This is a genomic window from Nitrosomonas ureae, assembly GCF_900206265.1.
Classification (GTDB): domain Bacteria; phylum Pseudomonadota; class Gammaproteobacteria; order Burkholderiales; family Nitrosomonadaceae; genus Nitrosomonas; species Nitrosomonas ureae_C.
Map to the genome: position 1 here is coordinate 1,974,986 of NZ_LT907782.1, position 18,063 is coordinate 1,993,048.

15 protein-coding genes are annotated in these 18,063 nt (G+C 44.0%); 10 read left to right on the plus strand and 5 right to left on the minus strand.

Annotated features, from left to right (window positions below):
• The first annotated feature begins 26 nt into the window (after nt 1-26).
• Together CPG39_RS09230 and CPG39_RS09235 are read left to right on the plus strand one after the other, a co-directional pair.
• The gene (locus CPG39_RS09230; RefSeq protein ID WP_096293020.1) at nt 27-2,765 is read left to right on the plus strand and encodes a multicopper oxidase domain-containing protein; all 2,739 of its coding nucleotides are present in this window, start codon (nt 27-29) and stop codon (nt 2,763-2,765) included.
• 632 nt (nt 2,766-3,397) lie between these two features.
• Nucleotides 3,398-3,694 (plus strand): thiol-disulfide oxidoreductase DCC family protein, encoded by a 297-nt coding sequence (locus CPG39_RS09235; protein WP_231990267.1) that lies wholly within the window; start codon nt 3,398-3,400, stop codon nt 3,692-3,694.
• A gap of 65 nt (nt 3,695-3,759) precedes the next feature.
• Here the strand turns inward: CPG39_RS09235 and gatB are convergent, their stop codons facing one another.
• From gatB to gatC, 3 genes are all read right to left on the minus strand, one after another.
• Nucleotides 3,760-5,199: an Asp-tRNA(Asn)/Glu-tRNA(Gln) amidotransferase subunit GatB gene (gene gatB, locus CPG39_RS09240; protein WP_096293022.1), complete on the minus strand. Its 1,440-nt coding sequence runs from the start codon at nt 5,197-5,199 to the stop codon at nt 3,760-3,762.
• A gap of 45 nt (nt 5,200-5,244) precedes the next feature.
• Nucleotides 5,245-6,693 carry an Asp-tRNA(Asn)/Glu-tRNA(Gln) amidotransferase subunit GatA gene (gene gatA / locus CPG39_RS09245; RefSeq protein WP_096293023.1) on the minus strand — a complete coding sequence of 483 codons (1,449 nt, stop codon included), beginning with the start codon at nt 6,691-6,693 and terminating at the stop codon, nt 5,245-5,247.
• A 91-nt stretch (nt 6,694-6,784) separates the two neighbouring features.
• The gene (gatC, locus tag CPG39_RS09250; protein ID WP_013646304.1) at nt 6,785-7,072 is read right to left on the minus strand and encodes an Asp-tRNA(Asn)/Glu-tRNA(Gln) amidotransferase subunit GatC; all 288 of its coding nucleotides are present in this window, start codon (nt 7,070-7,072) and stop codon (nt 6,785-6,787) included.
• A 131-nt stretch (nt 7,073-7,203) separates the two neighbouring features.
• Between gatC and CPG39_RS09255 the strand changes: the two genes are divergently transcribed.
• The 6 genes from CPG39_RS09255 (at nt 7,204) to CPG39_RS09280 (ending at nt 13,787) form a co-directional block, all read left to right on the plus strand.
• The gene (locus tag CPG39_RS09255; RefSeq protein WP_013646303.1) at nt 7,204-8,262 is read left to right on the plus strand and encodes a rod shape-determining protein; all 1,059 of its coding nucleotides are present in this window, start codon (nt 7,204-7,206) and stop codon (nt 8,260-8,262) included.
• Between the two features lie 78 nt (nt 8,263-8,340).
• On the plus strand, nt 8,341-9,231 hold the full coding sequence (mreC, locus tag CPG39_RS09260; RefSeq protein WP_096293024.1) for a rod shape-determining protein MreC: 891 nt from the start codon (nt 8,341-8,343) through the stop codon (nt 9,229-9,231).
• Entirely contained in the window at nt 9,197-9,763 is a 567-nt protein-coding gene (mreD, locus tag CPG39_RS09265; RefSeq protein ID WP_231990268.1) for a rod shape-determining protein MreD, read from the plus strand. Before mreC ends, mreD begins: the two co-directional genes overlap by 35 nt.
• Nucleotides 9,760-11,673: a penicillin-binding protein 2 gene (gene mrdA, locus CPG39_RS09270; RefSeq protein ID WP_096293026.1), complete on the plus strand. Its 1,914-nt coding sequence runs from the start codon at nt 9,760-9,762 to the stop codon at nt 11,671-11,673. The genes mreD and mrdA overlap by 4 nt, the downstream gene beginning before the upstream one ends.
• A 48-nt stretch (nt 11,674-11,721) precedes the next feature.
• A complete protein-coding gene (gene rodA, locus CPG39_RS09275) occupies nt 11,722-12,822 on the plus strand; it encodes a rod shape-determining protein RodA (protein ID WP_096293027.1) in 1,101 nt (366 codons plus the stop codon).
• Nucleotides 12,819-13,787 (plus strand): septal ring lytic transglycosylase RlpA family protein, encoded by a 969-nt coding sequence (locus CPG39_RS09280; protein ID WP_096293028.1) that lies wholly within the window; start codon nt 12,819-12,821, stop codon nt 13,785-13,787. Before rodA ends, CPG39_RS09280 begins: the two co-directional genes overlap by 4 nt.
• Before the next feature lie 463 nt (nt 13,788-14,250).
• Here the strand turns inward: CPG39_RS09280 and CPG39_RS09285 are convergent, their stop codons facing one another.
• Nucleotides 14,251-15,969 (minus strand): methyl-accepting chemotaxis protein, encoded by a 1,719-nt coding sequence (locus CPG39_RS09285; RefSeq protein WP_096293029.1) that lies wholly within the window; start codon nt 15,967-15,969, stop codon nt 14,251-14,253.
• A 45-nt stretch (nt 15,970-16,014) separates the two neighbouring features.
• Nucleotides 16,015-16,506, minus strand: coding sequence for a chemotaxis protein CheW (locus CPG39_RS09290; protein WP_096293030.1), 492 nt, complete (start codon nt 16,504-16,506; stop codon nt 16,015-16,017).
• Nucleotides 16,507-16,862: 356 nt separating this feature from the next.
• Between CPG39_RS09290 and CPG39_RS14515 the strand changes: the two genes are divergently transcribed.
• Nucleotides 16,863-17,018 carry a hypothetical protein gene (locus CPG39_RS14515; protein WP_172424103.1) on the plus strand — a complete coding sequence of 52 codons (156 nt, stop codon included), beginning with the start codon at nt 16,863-16,865 and terminating at the stop codon, nt 17,016-17,018.
• A 120-nt stretch (nt 17,019-17,138) separates the two neighbouring features.
• Nucleotides 17,139-17,813: a LuxR C-terminal-related transcriptional regulator gene (locus CPG39_RS09295; protein WP_096293031.1), complete on the plus strand. Its 675-nt coding sequence runs from the start codon at nt 17,139-17,141 to the stop codon at nt 17,811-17,813.
• Nucleotides 17,814-18,063: the final 250 nt, after the last annotated feature.

The window sequence follows — 18,063 nt, forward strand, 5'->3', positions numbered from 1 at the left end:
AAGGATAGAAAATGAGGATTAAAGATATGCTTAGCCTGAGAGAATCAGTAACTATAATTGTTTTTGCTGTAATCACGCTCTTAATTTCACCGTTTGCTCTAGCTGCAACAACGCATAACATTACATTGACAGCTGAAACATTGCCTAACGGACAAATCGCATACGCAATGGCAGGCAACGAAGCCGTCATACCTGGGCCAACCCTGTTCGTAAAGGAAGGGGATACAGTTCATGTATCTTTGACAAATAACACCAGCAACACGGTCGGATTTAAAGTGCCCGACCTTGCACAGTCAGGTTCGGGACAAATTAACCCTGGAAAAACGAAAAGTTACAAGATAAAAGCTAACAAAACAGGCAGCTTCGTTTACCACGGCAACAGCAATGGCAAAGAATTGTTGGGATTGTTTGGTGCCATCATTGTTGATAAAGCACACGGGCCGATCGATAGTTATGTCAACGGGGACGGTAGCATAATTCCTGTCAAAGCAAATGATATCGATAAACATTTTGTGCTATTTATGGTAGGGTCAACCTTCTGGGGAACCGAAATTATTCCGGATGTTGCGCATCAAAAACCACTCTGGGCAAATCCCAATCCTGGTGCCGTTGAGAATGACATCGTACGTTTCCACATCTTATCGATCGGACCCGGACATACCTTTCACTTACATGCGCATCGGTGGCTAAAAACAGGCACCAGCGAGGTGATTGATACCAAATTGCTCGAAGAAGGAATTGATACTCACTCCTTTACCATCAAAGCAGGAGCGGGTGTCGGCCCAGGCCATTGGCAATATCATTGCCATCTGATTGCGCATATGGAAGCAGGCATGCATGGCAGCTTCATCGTGGATCCTGCTGGAGGAGATGGTGCCAGCCTTGTCGGTGCGTCACCATACGGCAATATCTTACTTGGTACAAAACCGAATGAGCCCGGCGTAGTGACTTTCGAGGTCAGCGATGAGCCAGCCAGCTGGTTCAGAAGCGCACGCGGCGATGCCATTGTCGAACTGAGTAAACCAAGCGCTGCAGGCTCTCCGCTACAGGGCGCAGATATTAAAACCAGATCCTTGGAAGTAATATCCCCAGGCAGCAGTGTCAACTTTATCATGTCCGATACCAATGGTGCGCATACCATCAGCTCGCTGTTATGGCCAACTGGTGCACAGCATATGCCTTTCGATCAAACGAGCGCCTATCGTGGCGGCGGATTCGTTACCTTGCACACTCCAGGACTGTATGTATTTACTTGCAAAGTGCATCCATACATGTTTGGTGCAGTGATAGTGGACGATCCGGATACTGAGGGACTGGACTTGGGTAATCCACAAAGCAATTACACGATTGATTTAGTCACAGGCATTAAAAACCTGCCTACCAGTAGCGATCTGGCGGTACGGTTACTGAAAACATTCTTCATCGCAACCGCACCTGACAATTGGCAGGATTATTCCTCCGGTCAGTGGAATGTAACATTTCCAAACTTACCGCTGATCACTTCAGGCGGTGTTGTGAATTTATCAGCTCTGCTCAACATAAACGGACAAGCGCTTTCAGTAGGGCCGGCACCACAAAAGTTTGGCGTTGGTGAAGTATGGATCAATACGCAATTCGAGAAAACGGCTGGCAAGTATAAGCCTGGCACTTCCACTGTGGTTGATGCAACAACTTGGACAGTCAAACGCAAAGTTGCGCTACCTCAAATCAACAACAATAATCCGCACAACATGTGGTCCAACCGGGATCAGTCGGTAATTTATCAAACCCAGTGGTTTGATAACAAATTTTCGATGATTGAACGCGAAACCGGTAAGCTCATTAAAAATATCACAGTAGGCTATTCACCTTCTCATGTGGTGACAATACCCACTACCGATGATATTACGATTGCAATCAATGGCGAAAACGGTATTTCAGTAATTCCTGCCGGAACAACCCAAGTAACCAAAATGATGCCAACACAGGACCATGGGCACATTTCTGCAAATCCGCACGGTCATTGGATCAGTGCCGATGGCTCTAAAATTGTAACGCCGAATATCAACACTCATGATATCGGCATCTATGGCGCCAGTGGTGGCATACACGCCCGTACACCAACCGGAAATAATGCACCGGGTGCTCATCCGATTGCCATTGGTATGATGCCGGATTCCAGCAAAATTTATGCAGCTAATTTGTTGCATCATACATTGACGGTGTTGAATGGTGAGACAGGTGCTTTGATTAAAACCATCAATTTGATTGCTGACTATAACCCAATCACTGGAGCGTTTACAGATGGTGATGAAAATAACGATCCGGAGGCTTATGGCATACTGCCGATTCAATCGCCGGTATCGCCGGATGGTAAAGCAGTAGTGATAGCTTCAACGGGTGGACAGATTGTCATCGTCGATACAGCCACCGACAAAATTGTCAAATCATTACCTTGCGATCCGGGTTGTCACGGTGCCAATTTTGGCGCAAAACAGGGAGGAGGATATTATGCCTATGTCACGACCAAGTTTGGTAACCGACTCACAGTAGTTGATATCGATCCGAATGGCGATGGTGATATTAGCAAAGCGGAAATTGCTGGCTATGTTTCATTGGTGGATAACGCAGGCACCGCCAAAGATGATATGGTCAGCGGTTTACCAGGATTTGGCGGGCAAGGGGTTTTAGCCGTACCGAATGTTTATAATGGCTGGGTGCAAAACCTTCCTGCGTACTGGAAAGAAGGTTTGACAACTGCGCAGCAGAATCCAATCGGAGACTAATAGCAATTCAGCTATCAGCACCGGGCTGGTAGCTGAATTGCTGAGGATTGGTAGCAACTATAACAAATGTTAAACACCCCAATTTTTCTGAAGATTGGGGATTAACATCAGAATCCCAGATACAATGACATGCAGTAAATATTGCGCAAGTCGTATCAACCTCCAACAAAAAAATAATTCCACTTGTCGTCCGTAGAGACCTTTGCACGGTTACTACGCGGCACGATAATTGCGTTAAAAATTCGCGAAAAATGCTCATTTACCCCGGGTAAACTCCGCTTTTTCGCAAATTTTTGCCTTATTCTCGTACCGCTCATGACACCGTGCAAAGGTCTCCCGTAATATAGGCGGTATATAAAACAACCCATTCCGAATATCCCGGGCTCTACCTACTCACTACTGCAACAAGCATTTTAAGATTGGTTATGCTATTGTAAAATCAGCGGAGAATAAAGGAAGCATTTTTCAGGATTTAGTGATGCATGAACGGAAACTTCGTATGAAGAAGTTTGCTCAGCTGCTTCTTTGCTTCACGGAAGATTCCTATTTTTATCGCTATGACAAGTCAACCCAAAATAAAAGTGTATTACAACTCAGCCTGTCCGGTATGCAAAGCTGGAATTGAAGCTCAGATGGGTAAAGAAAGCCACTGTGAAATTCGGTGGAATGATATTCACACGCATCGCGCTCTTGTTTCCGAAGTCAGTTCGGATATTGAATTTGTTCGTAAACGCCTGCATGTTATTGATGAATCAGGCAATCTTCATATCGGCTTCGATGCTTTCCTGACTATCTGGCGGGCGTCCGCCCATGAACGGTGGAAGGCAAGCGTGCTTGGAATCCCGATTGTCAAGCAGCTATGCAGTTTTGGCTACAATTTATTTGCCGCTGCACTTTATCGCTGGAATAAAGTAAAAAAACATTGGTAGCTTATAGTCCTTTACTGGATCAGAGCCCGATAACCAGGCTTAAATTGATATTTTTATATAGCCGTTTATCCCTCCAGTTTCTTTTTCAGAATAATATTCACCTGCGCTGGGTTGGCTTTTCCATGCGTTGCTTTCATGATCTGACCGACCAGTGAGTTGAAGGCTTTTTCTTTGCCATTCCGATAGTCTGCAACTTGCTGCGCATTAGCAGCCAGTACTTGATCGACCAGTTTCTCAATAGCGCTATCGTCGGAAATTTGTTTTAGTCCTTTTACGGCAATAATGGCATCGACATTCTTTTCCAGCTCACCATTCCACATGCTTTCAAATACCGTTTTGGCTGCCTTACCGGAAATGGTGCCATCACTGATGCGCTCCAGCAGCATAGCGAGTTGGGAAGGGGTGATTTGGCATGCGCTGATTTCAAGTCCTTCTTTGTTCAATTGCCCGCTGATTTCACCCATTATCCAGTTGGCACACAATTTTTCTTGCGCAGGCAATTGCCTGATAGTTGACTCAAAATAATCTGCTGTTTCGCGCGAACTGGTTAAGACGGAGGCATCATAAGCAGATAGCGCAAACTCGGACATATAACGATCTCGCCGCACTTGAGGCAATTCCGGTAAGGCTGATCGCACCTGATCTATCCAGCTTACAGAAATTTCGAGCGGCAATAAGTCCGGATCGGGAAAATATCGGTAATCGTTGGCATCTTCCTTGGTACGCATGGTTCGCGTTTCATCTTTGTTAGCATCGTACAAACGAGTTTCCTGTCGAATGACGCCACCGTCTTCCAAGATTTCAATTTGTCTTCTGGCTTCATAATCAATTGCTTTCTCAAGAAAACGAAATGAATTCAGATTCTTGATTTCGCAGCGTGTACCAAGTTTTTCTGTACCTCGTGGACGTACCGAAACATTGGCATCGCAGCGAAAAGAGCCTTCCTGCATATTGCCATCGCAAATACCGATCCACCGCACCAGGGCATGAAGTGTTTTCGCATAAGTCACGGCTTCCGCACTGCTGCGCATATCCGGCTCAGAAACAATTTCCAGCAAGGGCGTGCCAGCCCGATTCAGATCAATCCCGCTCATACCATGAAAATCCTCGTGCAGCGACTTTCCGGCGTCCTCCTCCAGATGTGCGCGAGTCAGGCGAATGTTTTTGTCTACGCCATCGGTCTGAATCCGAATGCTGCCACCTTGCACCACCGGTAATTCATATTGACTGATTTGATAGCCTTTCGGCAAATCAGGATAAAAATAATTTTTGCGCGCGAAAATAGATGGTGAATTAATTTTGGCACCCACCGACAAGCCAAATTTGATTGCCCGCTCAACCGCGCCCTTGTTGAGTACCGGCAAAACGCCGGGCAATGCCAAGTCAATAACACACGCCTGCGTATTCGGCGGGGCGCCATAGGCGGTGGATGCGCCCGAGAAGATTTTAGATTGCGTTGAAAGTTGAGCATGTACTTCCAGACCGATGACAATTTCCCAATGCATGATGATTTCCGGCTAGATGACTGATTTCATGAATGAACAATAGCTTTAAACTGGCGACTTCAAATGCCAGTCTGTCACCAATTGATATTGATGTGCAATATTCAGCATTTGCGCTTCCTTAAAATAATTACCCATGATGTGTAAACCGATGGGCCGGTTTTTGTCACCAAAACCGATCGGGATCGACATCGCCGGCATTCCAGCCAGGTTTGCCGCACTGGTGTAGATATCCGATAAATACATTTGAATCGGATCGCCGCTTTTTTCCCCCAGATTAAATGCGACGGTAGGAGTGGTAGGCCCCATAATGATATCGCATTGTTTATAGGCTTCAGTAAAATCCTGTGCGATCAGGCGGCGCAGTTTCTGTGCTTTGATATAGTAGGCATCGTAATAACCATGCGACAACACATAGGTACCGATTAGAATTCGTCGTTTCACTTCCGCGCCAAAACCTTGTGCACGCGTTTTGCGATACATGTCCGCCAGATCGCTGTAGGATGAGGCACGGTAACCATAGCGCACTCCATCGAAACGAGATAAATTGCTCGATGCTTCTGCAGGTGCCAATACATAATAAACCGGAATCGACAATGGAGCATTGGGTAGCGAAACTTCAACAGTCTGCGCTCCCAGCTTACGATACTCGATTAATGCCTTTTCGATCGCGTTCGCAACATCCTGGCTCATGCCCTTGGCGAAATGCTCCTTTGGCAGACCAATGCGCAAGCCGGCTAAAGGTTTCTGCAAATCCTGTGTGTAGTCCTCTGCATCTCGCTGCAGACTGGTGGAATCACGCGGATCGAACCCGGTCATGACATTCAGCAATAACGCCAGATCTTCGGCTGACTTAGCCATCGGCCCACCTTGATCCAAACTGGAAGCAAAGGCAATCATGCCATAGCGCGATACCAATCCATAGGTCGGTTTAATTCCCGAAATACCGCATAATGCGGCAGGTTGGCGGATCGAGCCACCCGTATCGGTACCGGTCGCCGCGGGTGCTAATCGGGCTGCAACGGCACAGGCCGCACCGCCTGAGCTGCCGCCAGGCACTGCCGCAATATCCCAGGGATTCTTTACCATGCCGTAATAAGACGTTTCGTTGCTTGATCCCATGGCGAACTCATCCATGTTGGTTTTACCGATATTAATCGCGCCAGCCTGATTGAAACGTTCAATAACACCGGCATCATACGGTGAAACAAAATTTGACAGCATTCTTGAACCGCATGTAGTCAGCCAGCCTTTGGCGCAAAAAATATCTTTCTGCGCAATTGGAATTCCGGTTAAAGGACCGGCCTGCCCCGTGGCAATCATTTTGTCTGCCGCCTTTGCCTGCGCAAGGCTTATTTCTTCGTTCACCGTAATAAAAGCGTTGTATTCAGGATTGAGTTGTTTAATGCGCTGCAAGAATTGGGTGGTTAGTTCAGCGCTGGAAAATTTTTTCTCGGCAAGCTGGGTTGAGAGCTGTTTAAGACTGGCATTAAACATGGATTTACTAATTAAGGAAAAATAAATTGTTGCGTATCAATGAGGTTTCTTATAGTTCTATAAAATTCTCTGAATTCATCCCGCTACGTGCCTATTCAATGACTTGTGGAACCAGATAGAGATCAGCTTCGACTTGTGGTGCGATCGATTGATATAATTCGTGCTGATCAGTTTCAGTGACTTCATCATCACGGAGACGTTGCAAGACACTTTGCGCATGAGACATGGGTTCAACTGTTGAAGTATCCACTGTTTGCATGGTCTCTATCAGACCAAAAATACCCGATAGCTGACCCAACGCCTCTTTAGCCTCGTTATCGTTAATCTCAATATAGGCAAGATCAGCTATCCGTTTTACATCACTAGCAGATAAAGTCATTTTAAATAGGTAACCTTATATTCAAAGAAGTATTAGGGTATCATGCCGCAGTTTGACTGGCGTATTATTTTTTTGATGGTTTTATTTATTATTCGCTCTCATGATAATTACTAATATTGGATATTGCCACTATGTTTAATTTCTTGAACAACAGTATTCTTGGAAGCTATTTCTCAACAGACATGGCGATTGATTTGGGCACAGCCAATACGCTGATATATGTCCATGGCCAAGGTATTGTGCTGGATGAACCCTCAGTAGTGGCTATTCGCGAAGAAAGTGGAGCAAACGGCAAAAAGATGATCCAGCAGGTAGGTCTCGCTGCCAAGCAAATGCTAGGGCGTACACCGGGCAACATCACCGCAATCCGTCCTATGAAAGATGGTGTGATTGCAGATTTTACCGTGACGGAGCAAATGCTCAAAATGTTTATCCGCAAAGTGAATCCGCCGCGCCTATTTTCTGCTAACCCACGCATTGTAATTTGTGTACCCTATGGTTCCACGCAGGTGGAGCGCCGGGCCATTCGTGAAGCAGCTTATGGTGCTGGTGCACGCAAGGTTGAGTTGATCGAGGAACCGATGGCGGCAGCATTGGGGGCTGATCTTCCAGTGGAATCTCCGACGGGTTCGATGGTGGTTGACATCGGCGGCGGCACTACAGAAGTAGGCGTTATTTCTCTGGGCGGTATCGTTTATTCCAATTCTGTACGCGTTGGAGGAGATAAATTTGATGAAGCCATTATCAATTATATTCGCCGCAATTATGGCATGCTGATCGGTGAAGTTACTGCGGAAATCATTAAAAAAGAAATCGGTTCAGCGTTTCCCGGCTCCGAAGTACGGGAAATTGAAGTAAAGGGCCGCAATCTTGCGGAAGGAATACCGCGTAGCTTCACCATTTCCAGTAATGAAATTCTGGAGGCGCTGACTGAGCCAATTAATAGCATTGTCAGTGCAGTTAAATCGGCCTTGGAACATACCCCACCGGAGTTGGGTGCGGATATTGCCGATAAAGGCATGGTTATGACCGGTGGCGGAGCTCTGCTGCGTGATGTTGATCGATTATTAATGGAAGAAACCGGTTTATCGGTCATTGTTGCCGATGATCCGCTGACCTGCGTAGTACGGGGAGCCGGAATCGCGTTGGAAAATATGGATCGATCCATAGGCATTTTTGCTCGCGACTAATTCGTGTCTTCTAGTTATTACTTACTTTTATTTTCTTTCTAGTACAAAATTAAGTCTTTCTCTTGAAGACGGAACGTAATGCAAACAGCGCCACAGTTTTTCAGGCATGGTCCGGGTCCGCTTGCACGATTGTTAATATTTGCGATGCTATCCTGCTTGCTGATCGCAGAAGATACGCATTTCAAATATTTTCCTCAGCTGCGTCAGGCCATTGGCGTGATTATATTTCCGTTACAAAGAATCGCTTATACGCCTGCGGATATCTATGATCAAGTTGAAAAATTTATTACCAGTTTCAATTTACTCGAAGAGAATATCAAATTGAGACAGCTTTATCTGGAACGCCGTGAACAGTTGCTAAGACTGGACGCACTGGAAGCTGAGAATATACACTTACGCCGATTGTTAGGCGCAGTACAGGAAATCGAAACCACTACCAAAACGAAAGTAGTATTAGCAGAAATTCAATATACTCCGCGTGATCCGTTTAATCATAAAATCACCTTGAATAAAGGTAGTTATCATGATATTGAGTTGGGCCAGGCAGTGATTGATGATAAAGGTATCATCGGACAAATTACCCGGTTATATCCGTTGTCGTCCGAAGTAACACTCTTGACAGATAAAGATCACGCTGTTCCAATTCAAGTTGTTCGCAATGGTCTGCGATCAGTCATATCCGGAACGGGCAAAAATAATGAACTGGAATTGCGTTATTTGTCGGTAAATGCAGATATTCAACAGGATGATTTATTAGTTACCTCAGGAATTGGAGGAGTGTATCCTCCAGGAATTCCTGTTGCAACTGTGCTCAAGATTGAACAGGACCCGATGGGTGATTTTGCGCTTGTTACCAGTACTCCGATCGCTGGCGTGGATCGGAACCGGCAAGTTTTAGTTTTGTCTTTAGCGCAGACAGAATCTAATGATTCCCATGAGATGTCAACAATTGGATCCGGAACGAATTAAAGAAAATAATTCAATAAAAGAAAACTACTTGAAGCAGGATATGTATGTGCCTGCCGGTAATTGGTTTATTGCCACAAGCCTGATAATCGGGCTCATACTCAATTTTCTGCCATTGCAAGGTGATCTTTTAATCTCGCGACCTGATTTCGTAGCACTTGCAATAACCTACTGGAATGTCAATCATCCCTATAAATTGGGCATGAGTATGGCATTTGGTATGGGATTAATGGTAGATGTTGGCAATGCCGGGATATTGGGGCAACATGCTTTGGCCTATTGCGTCATTTTTTATCTGACGCTAATTTTCGGCCGGCGTTTACGATTATTCAGCTTGCTAAAGCAAGCACCTCAAATTGGCTTTTTCTTGCTCATAATGCAAATAGTCATCATTCTGATAGCATTATCGAACGGATCAGCACTACCTGGCTGGGGATATTTTCTTGCTACTGTCACAGGTACCTTGCTCTGGGCACCAGCCTCCTTCCTGATGACCCTGCTATTAAAACCAAAACCAGACTCAAATGCGTTATGAAACAACACGTAGAACTAAGAAATCATTCCGTTGAGCTGCACAAATTTCGTATGCGCCTTACTATTAGTGCAGGTTTTGTTCTTGTTCTTTTCCTGTTGCTTTATGCACGCTTCTATTTTTTACAGGTTGTTCAGCAGGAACACTACCATACGCTGGCAGAAGCGAATCGTATCTCCATTGCACCACTGGTGCCCTATCGTGGGTTGATTTCTGATCGAAATGGAAGGATATTGGCACAAAATTATTCAGCATATACGTTGGAAGTTGTACCCAGTAAAATTCAGGATCTTGAAACCACACTGAATGAATTGGCAGCAATCATTGAAATCACATCGACTGATCGTCAGCGGTTCAAAAAATTGTTAAAAGAAAGCAAGCGATTCAAAAGCCTACCTATCAGGCATCGTTTAACAGAGGTTGAGATTGCAACTTTTGCAGCCAATCGCTACCGTTTCCCTGGTATCGAAATCAGGGCCCAAGTATACCGTCAATATCCCGAAAAGGAGATGGTTTCACATGTTGTTGGTTATATCAGTCGTATCAATGACCATGATCTCGAGCAACTGGAAAGTAATGGCGAGCTTCATAATTATCGCGGCTCTCATCACATTGGCAAAATTGGTATTGAGCAGAGTTACGAGAAACAACTGCATGGCATCACAGGATTTGAAGAAGTAGAAACAGACGCAGCGGGTCGCTCTATTCGAGTTTTGTCACGAACACCCCCCACGCCCGGCAATAATTTAATCCTTACGTTAGATCTTGGCCTGCAGGAAGTTGCTGAAATGGCATTTGGTGATCGCCGTGGTGCACTGGTGGCTTTGGATCCTAATAATGGAGAAGTGCTTGCTTTCGTCAGCAAACCGGGTTATGACAATAATCTATTTATCGGCGGCATAGATCAGGAAAACTGGAATTTACTTAACAACTCAATTGATCGCCCTCTCAATAATCGAGCACTGCGAGGTGTATATCCTCCAGGATCAACCTTTAAGCCCTTTATGGCACTTGCCGCACTTGAACTGGGAAAACGCACGGCCGAATATAGTATGAGTGACCCCGGATATTTTTCCTTGCCTGGCGTTAGTCGACGCTACCGGGACTGGAAACCAGGTGGACATGGCAGAGTCGATTTGCACAAATCTTTAGTGGTTTCTTGCGATACCTATTATTACAGTCTAGCCAACGATCTCGGAATAGACAATATTCACAATTTTATCAGTCAATTTGGATTAGGCAGGAAAACAGGTATTGACATTGAAGGAGAAGTGTCTGGGTTATTGCCTTCTTCTGCTTGGAAAATGAGACAACATAAACAAAAATGGTATGCTGGAGATACTATTTCAGTTTCCATTGGGCAAGGATACAATTTGACCACGCCCCTTCAGCTCGCCTTCGCTACGATGATCATCGCAAATAATGGCAAGGCCTATTTACCCCACTTGGTTAAACAAATTCAGAACAGTCAAACTGGCGAAATTGAGGATATCCCTGCAAAACTGCTTTATAGTTTAAATCTTAAGCCTCAAAATCTTGAAGTTGTTAAAAGTGCGCTTGTCGATGTGACCCGCCCTGGAGGAACAGCTGCAAAAGCAGGCGCTAATGCGGACTATACTTTTGCCGGCAAGACCGGCACATCACAAGTTGTCGGTATTAAACAGGGGGAACGCTACAATGAAAAGCTAATCAATGAACGTCACCGTGACCATGCAATGTTTATCGCCTATGCGCCAGCAGAAAACCCCATGATCGCTTTGGCAATTTTAGTCGAAAATACGGGCACCGGCGGCTCAACAGCAGCACCTATTGCAAGACAAGTATTTGATTATTTTTTATTAGGTAAATTACCTGAAACAGATCTTGCACATCTGACTGATCCAATCAAAAATCATGTGCATGATCATCTGTAAGAAGTATCAATTAATATACTATTGATTATCGGCCAGTATACCTAATGCATGATTGAAATCAGAAAAATTTGGTACTACCTGACACGCTATATAGATAACTTTCTGTTGACCGGAATCCTCATACTGATGGTGATAGGTTTGATTGTGTTGTATAGCGCTACCGGGGGAAATATAACCAGAGTCAGCAATCAAGTGATCAATATATTGATAGCGCTGGTAATTATGTGGCTGGTCGCAAATATTCCCTTGCAACAAATAATGCGTCTGGCATTACCGATGTATATGTTGGGGTTGATTTTACTTATCGGCGTTGCATTTTTCGGGGAAATAAACAATGGCGCCAGGCGTTGGCTTAGCCTCGGTGTTACTCGAATCCAACCATCTGAACTGATGAAAATCGCACTACCGTTGATGATGGCCTGGTATTTTGATAAGCATGAAATTACTTTACGTTTGAGAGATTATTTAGGCGCAACAATATTATTATTATTGCCTGTTCTACTAATCTTGCGGCAACCTGATCTGGGAACCGCCTTGTTAATTGCTGCCAGCGGCTTTTATGTTCTGTTTCTAGCCGGATTGTCTTGGCGCATTATTATCGGATTAGGGACAGCTGCGGCCGCAAGCTTGCCGGTACTTTGGTCGGTAATGCACGATTATCAACGACAACGCATCATGACATTGCTTGACCCAACACAAGATCCTTTGGGCGCCGGCTATCATACCATTCAATCTTCCATTGCAATCGGTTCCGGTGGAGTCGTGGGCAAAGGATGGCAAAATGGTACGCAAACTCAATTGGATTTTCTACCAGAACAAAGTACCGACTTTATTTTTGCTGTTTTTTCAGAAGAATTTGGGCTAATAGGAAATACTGTATTATTATTACTGTATCTGCTAGTAATCGGGCGGTGTATAGCAATTACGGCAAATGCGTCAACCCAGTTTACACGTTTGATCTCAGGATCGATTACATTAACTTTTTGCACGTATATATTTGTTAATATGGGAATGGTAAGCGGTATTCTTCCGATTGTAGGGGTGCCACTTCCACTGATGAGTTATGGAGGTACATCCATGGTTACGATGCTGCTTGGCTTTGGTATCTTGATGAGTATTCAGACACATCCTAAACTAGTAAAAACATGACAAACTTTGATTCTCCACTTCTTAAGGTGTATAAATATTTTTCTGTACTATCCCGATCAATTTTTGGATGGGCATTTGTATTAATTTTTGGATTATTGACTGCGTGCAGCAACACACCACAATATAGCAGTAGCAATGCGCACGGACAGAAAAAAACAACAGCAACCACGTTATCTGGTATTAGTGCGGCTGGAATTACCAAACGGGGAGGTGGATACTATTTGGACGATGGTCCGGAAGATAATCCACCTCCCAATCTGCATCTCGTTCCGGATGCTGTACCTAAAGCTGAACCATTACGTGCAGCCAATATGCAACCTTATGTCGCATTAGGGAAACATTTTAAACCCATGACTAATCTGGAACCTTATAGGAAACGCGGAATTGCTTCATGGTATGGACGTCGCTATCATGGTAATAATACAGCCGTGGGGGAAGTTTATGACATGTATGCAATGACGGCAGCTCACCCCACTTTGCCGTTGCCTAGCTATGCTCGCGTTACCAATCTGGAGAATGGCAAGTCAGTGATTGTACGTTTGAATGATCGCGGCCCATTTCTTTCTGACCGTATTATCGATCTTTCTTATACTGCTGCATATAAACTGGGAATATTAGCGGGCGGTAGCGGGCAGGTTGAGGTTGAGAGCATCATACCGAACGATGCACAGAATGTGCTGACAGCTTCCCCATCATCTCTCTCGCTGCCTGTCGCCGACAGTAATGCAGAAATGAACATGGTCTATTTGCAGCTGGCTGCATTCGGTTCATCAGATAATGCACAGAATTTTCTTTCCCAAATACATAAGAGACTTCCGGCACTTAAAGATACAGTGAGTATCACCAAGAATAAGGGGTTATACAAAATACATGTGGGTCCTTATCCAGATTCAACCATTGCCAGGCTAGCAGCCAATACGATTGGTCAACAGCTTGCGATAACGCCTGTCTTGGTAAATGACTAAATCGGGTAAAAAAAATCCCTATTGCAAGCAATAGGGATTAAAGGGCCTCGTCATAAAATCATCCATCGCAATTAACGTTCAAATGTAAAACATCTTCCTCAGTATAGGTATTGATACATTTTTACATTCCGATTTCAACATTGCGATAACTGATTTTAAGTGTAATACCTACTGAGTATTTTGAAGATGAAAACAGAGAGGAAATTTACCCTTATATCCAAACTATGACTGTGATTTTTGCCACACTTCAGTAGTGATATGGTTAAATCCCGCTCACAAATTCAAAATACATTGATTGGTATATTGCCAAGCAAGATTTTGATTTAAGAGAGAACACAATTTTGTATTCTCAGATTGAACAAAAAAACACCACTCAGTAATTGAGTGGTGCCATAGCCAGATTCCTTTAGTAGGACTACTCAGTCGTACTGACTGGATTTATATTAGTCCGATTAGCTTTACACTAAAACTCTTCCCAATCATCCCCACCACCGGACGCCACTTTGCGTGGCTGAGTTGATACGGAATCCTCGCGGGATTTCACCACTGCCTTCTTCGCAGGGCCTCGATTCGGCAGCTTGGCGATTGATGCAGTACGATTACTTCTCTTAATTGGCACACCCTGCACATGGCCAGCCCCGCCAGATACTTTGAAAACACTGACTGCCTGGGTCAGAGCTTGTGCCTGATCATTCATTGATTCCGCCGCTGCTGCAGCTTCTTCAACCAGTGCCGCATTTTGCTGGGTAACTTCATCCATCTGCGTTACTGCCTGATTGACTTGCTCAATCCCTGAACTTTGTTCATTTGAAGCTGCAGAAATCTCACTCATGATATCGGTTACTCTCTTAACCGAAGTTACAATCTCATCCATCGTCGCACCCGCTTCATCCACCAATCGTGTGCCATCTTCCACTTTGGCTACTGAATCACTGATCAATTCCTTGATTTCTTTTGCCGCCGCGGCTGAGCGTTGCGCCAAGGTACGTACTTCCGTCGCGACTACCGCAAAACCCCGCCCCTGTTCACCCGCGCGTGCCGCTTCTACCGCAGCATTCAACGCCAGAATGTTGGTCTGGAATGCAATACCATCAATAACACTGATAATGTCAACAATTTTCTTGGAGCTTTCATTAATAGCGCTCATGGTTTGCACTACCTGGCCAACTACAGCTCCGCCTTTTACCGCAACTTCTGATGCCCCTGCCGCCAGTTGATTCGCTTGGCGCGCATTATCGGCATTTTGCTTCACAGTGGATGTCAATTCTTCCATCGAGGATGCTGTTTCCTCCAGACTGGATGCCTGCTCTTCAGTACGTTGACTCAAGTCAGAGTTGCCCGAGGCAATCTCACCAGAAGCCGTTGCAATCTGATCGGTTCCTGCACGCACTCTACTCACCAGATCAATCAGGTTCTCATTCATAGTTTTAAGCGCTTGAAGCAAGTGGCCGGTTTCATTCGTTGAGTTAACCTCAATGCGGCTTGTCAAATCGCCTGATGCCACTGCATCAGCAACCGCAATGGCTTCATTCAATGGACCTAAAATCGCTCTTATGAGTAAGAAGCCGATAATGACAGCCAATATTACACCCAAGGTAATTACTATAGAAGCAGTCATAAAAATACTGTTATAGCTGCTTTGTGCTTCCGCATACTCCTTAGCTGCTACATTACGCTGTAATTCCAGTAAATTCAACATGGTCCCATGGGTCACATCAAATTTAGCACCTGCATCAGTTGTCAAATTGTTAATTGCAGCGTCATAATCTCCTGCGCTAGCTAGGGCCATTGTATAATTACGTGATTCTGTATATATTTTCCACTGCTGATTAAAATTTTCTGCAAGCATTGCTTCTTCAGGTGTTAGATTGGTAGCCATATATTTTTTCCAAATATCGGCTATCTCAGCATCTCGCTGATTCGTCATAACTTGTCGTTCTTTTACAATTTCGGGACTCCTTCCATAAGCAGACATAGCTGCATTCAGCCTTGTGCGTTGCATGCGATCTAAGACTAAAGCTAAATCTCCGAGCGGAACTGCGCGATCTTCATAAACACCTTTAAAAGAATCATTAGTTTGATTTAAACCATATATCCCCAAGCTGCCAACACCTATCAGCAAAACCGACAGCATACCAATGACAAACACCAATCTTGATTTAATCGTCATGTTATTAAGCATAAAATCTCCTCTATCTCAGTCTTATTTCACAAACTTCCACATTTATTAATTGATGCTTGAATCTAATAATCCCATACCGTCACTATTCATCAATTTCTCAATATCTAGCAATATCAGCATGCGTTCACCGACAGCACCGAGTCCCATAATGTACTCAGTATCAATTACCGAGCCCAGCCCCGGCGTAGGTCGCATCTGCTCGTCATCTAGCGTAATCACATCTGATACACCGTCCACTACGACCCCTACGACACGTCCGGATACGTTTAATATAATTACCACGGTAAATTGATCATACGTTACATCGCTCAATTCGAATTTAATCCGCATATCGATAATCGGTACAACGATTCCGCGCAAATTGACTACACCTTTGATGAACTCAGGCGCATTGGCAATTTTAGTAATCGCATCATAGCCGCGAATCTCTTGCACCTTGAGGATTTCTATTCCATATTCTTCATTTCCTAAACGGAAGGTCAAAAATTCGTTAATAAAGTGGCTAACCGTTGAACCTGTAGGTCGCTCTTGCAACATAAATCTCACTCCATTTTATATATGAAAAACACGAACCTTCTGCTAGTTCGCAGGTTATGATTTACGGAAAAAGAAATTCTTTCTTAAATGAGTTTGCTGATTCTATTTGAATCAGCAGTCAATCAAACGTGAAATAGATGAACAAAATCGCTTTATATCTGCAAGAATAAAGCTATAAGAGGATTACTGATTTATAGATATAACCAAATAAATTTTTGGATCATTTCGATTTATGCCCGAATCAGTTTCAGGTTACTTTGCTCCACTAAAAAAGATCAACAGGATAAGGGAGTCGAGATGAAAAAGAAGGAAACGAATGTGCCAAATTGGCAAAAACGATAAGGAACAGAAGAAGCGTGCGCACCAGCATTGATTCAGCAACGTTGACCGGAAGATTTCCGTGGTCTATGTTATGGGCATGCGATGGTTGTTATTTTGATGCGCTGATTGGAGGGCGCCATATGGGGGAAAGCGTGGCTGGGTTACCTAGCGAAAAACGCCTGCGCTGGTAGAAGTTGAAAACCGGTAAAAGCATGCTGGCTTCATTGACTGCGGTCGGCAATACTATCCCGGCTCCTCAATGCTTGCTTGAGTCATACAAAAATTAAACTGAAAATAGTATAGTGAAATAAATGAATAATAATGAGCTACCAATCAAGGTGCTGTTGATAGAACAAATCAGTATTGCAAATTATGGCTTGGAAATACTCATCAACAAGCAGCAACCGTTGATGAAAGTCATTGGAAGCTTTAATTGTTGCTTAAACGCAATCCCGACCCTTGAAAATTTGTCACCCGATATCATCCTGCTTGATATCGATCTTTACTCAGAAAAAGAATCACAAGCTGCATTGCAACTCATTGCAATGAGGAATGCAAAGATTCTTATTTTAAAATGGATAGAGGATTCTACAATCTATGATAAAGCCATCTTAGCTGGCGCCAATGGGATTCTCGAAAAGGATGTAACGTTAAATACAATCTTGAAAGCAATTAAAAAAGTGCATGAAGGCCAGTTATGGCTAGATCAGGCTTATTTAAAAAAACTTATCAGCAAAATGTCTTATAAAAATTTTGAAAAAAATGACATCAGGAACGAAAATAAGCTCGAAAAGCTTACTCCAAAAGAGAAAACAATATTTTTTACAATGACTATGATTGAAAATGCTACGTTACCTGCTAAAGTTATTGCCAATAAACTCAACATACGCGAGAGCACACTTCGCAACCACCTTACGTCGATCTACGAAAAACTTGAAGTCGCTAATAAACTACAACTTTGGAATTTTGTAAACAGGCACAAGTAAAGCAGGAATAATAATTACTGCATACTAAGTTTATTAACCTCCGGCAGATTTTCACTATCCTCTCAATTGACATAATCCAAGAAAGCCTTCACCCACCCTGTTCCACATGTTCTCGACTAAGCAGCATCTTAATTAATCCCACAGAAACGTAAGATTCAAGGCGCTCAAGTCAGGATAAACCCACAAACCTACTAGGAGAAGTATCCTGCCTTTTTAGGCATAAAAATTATGAGAATGAGAGATTCTTCTT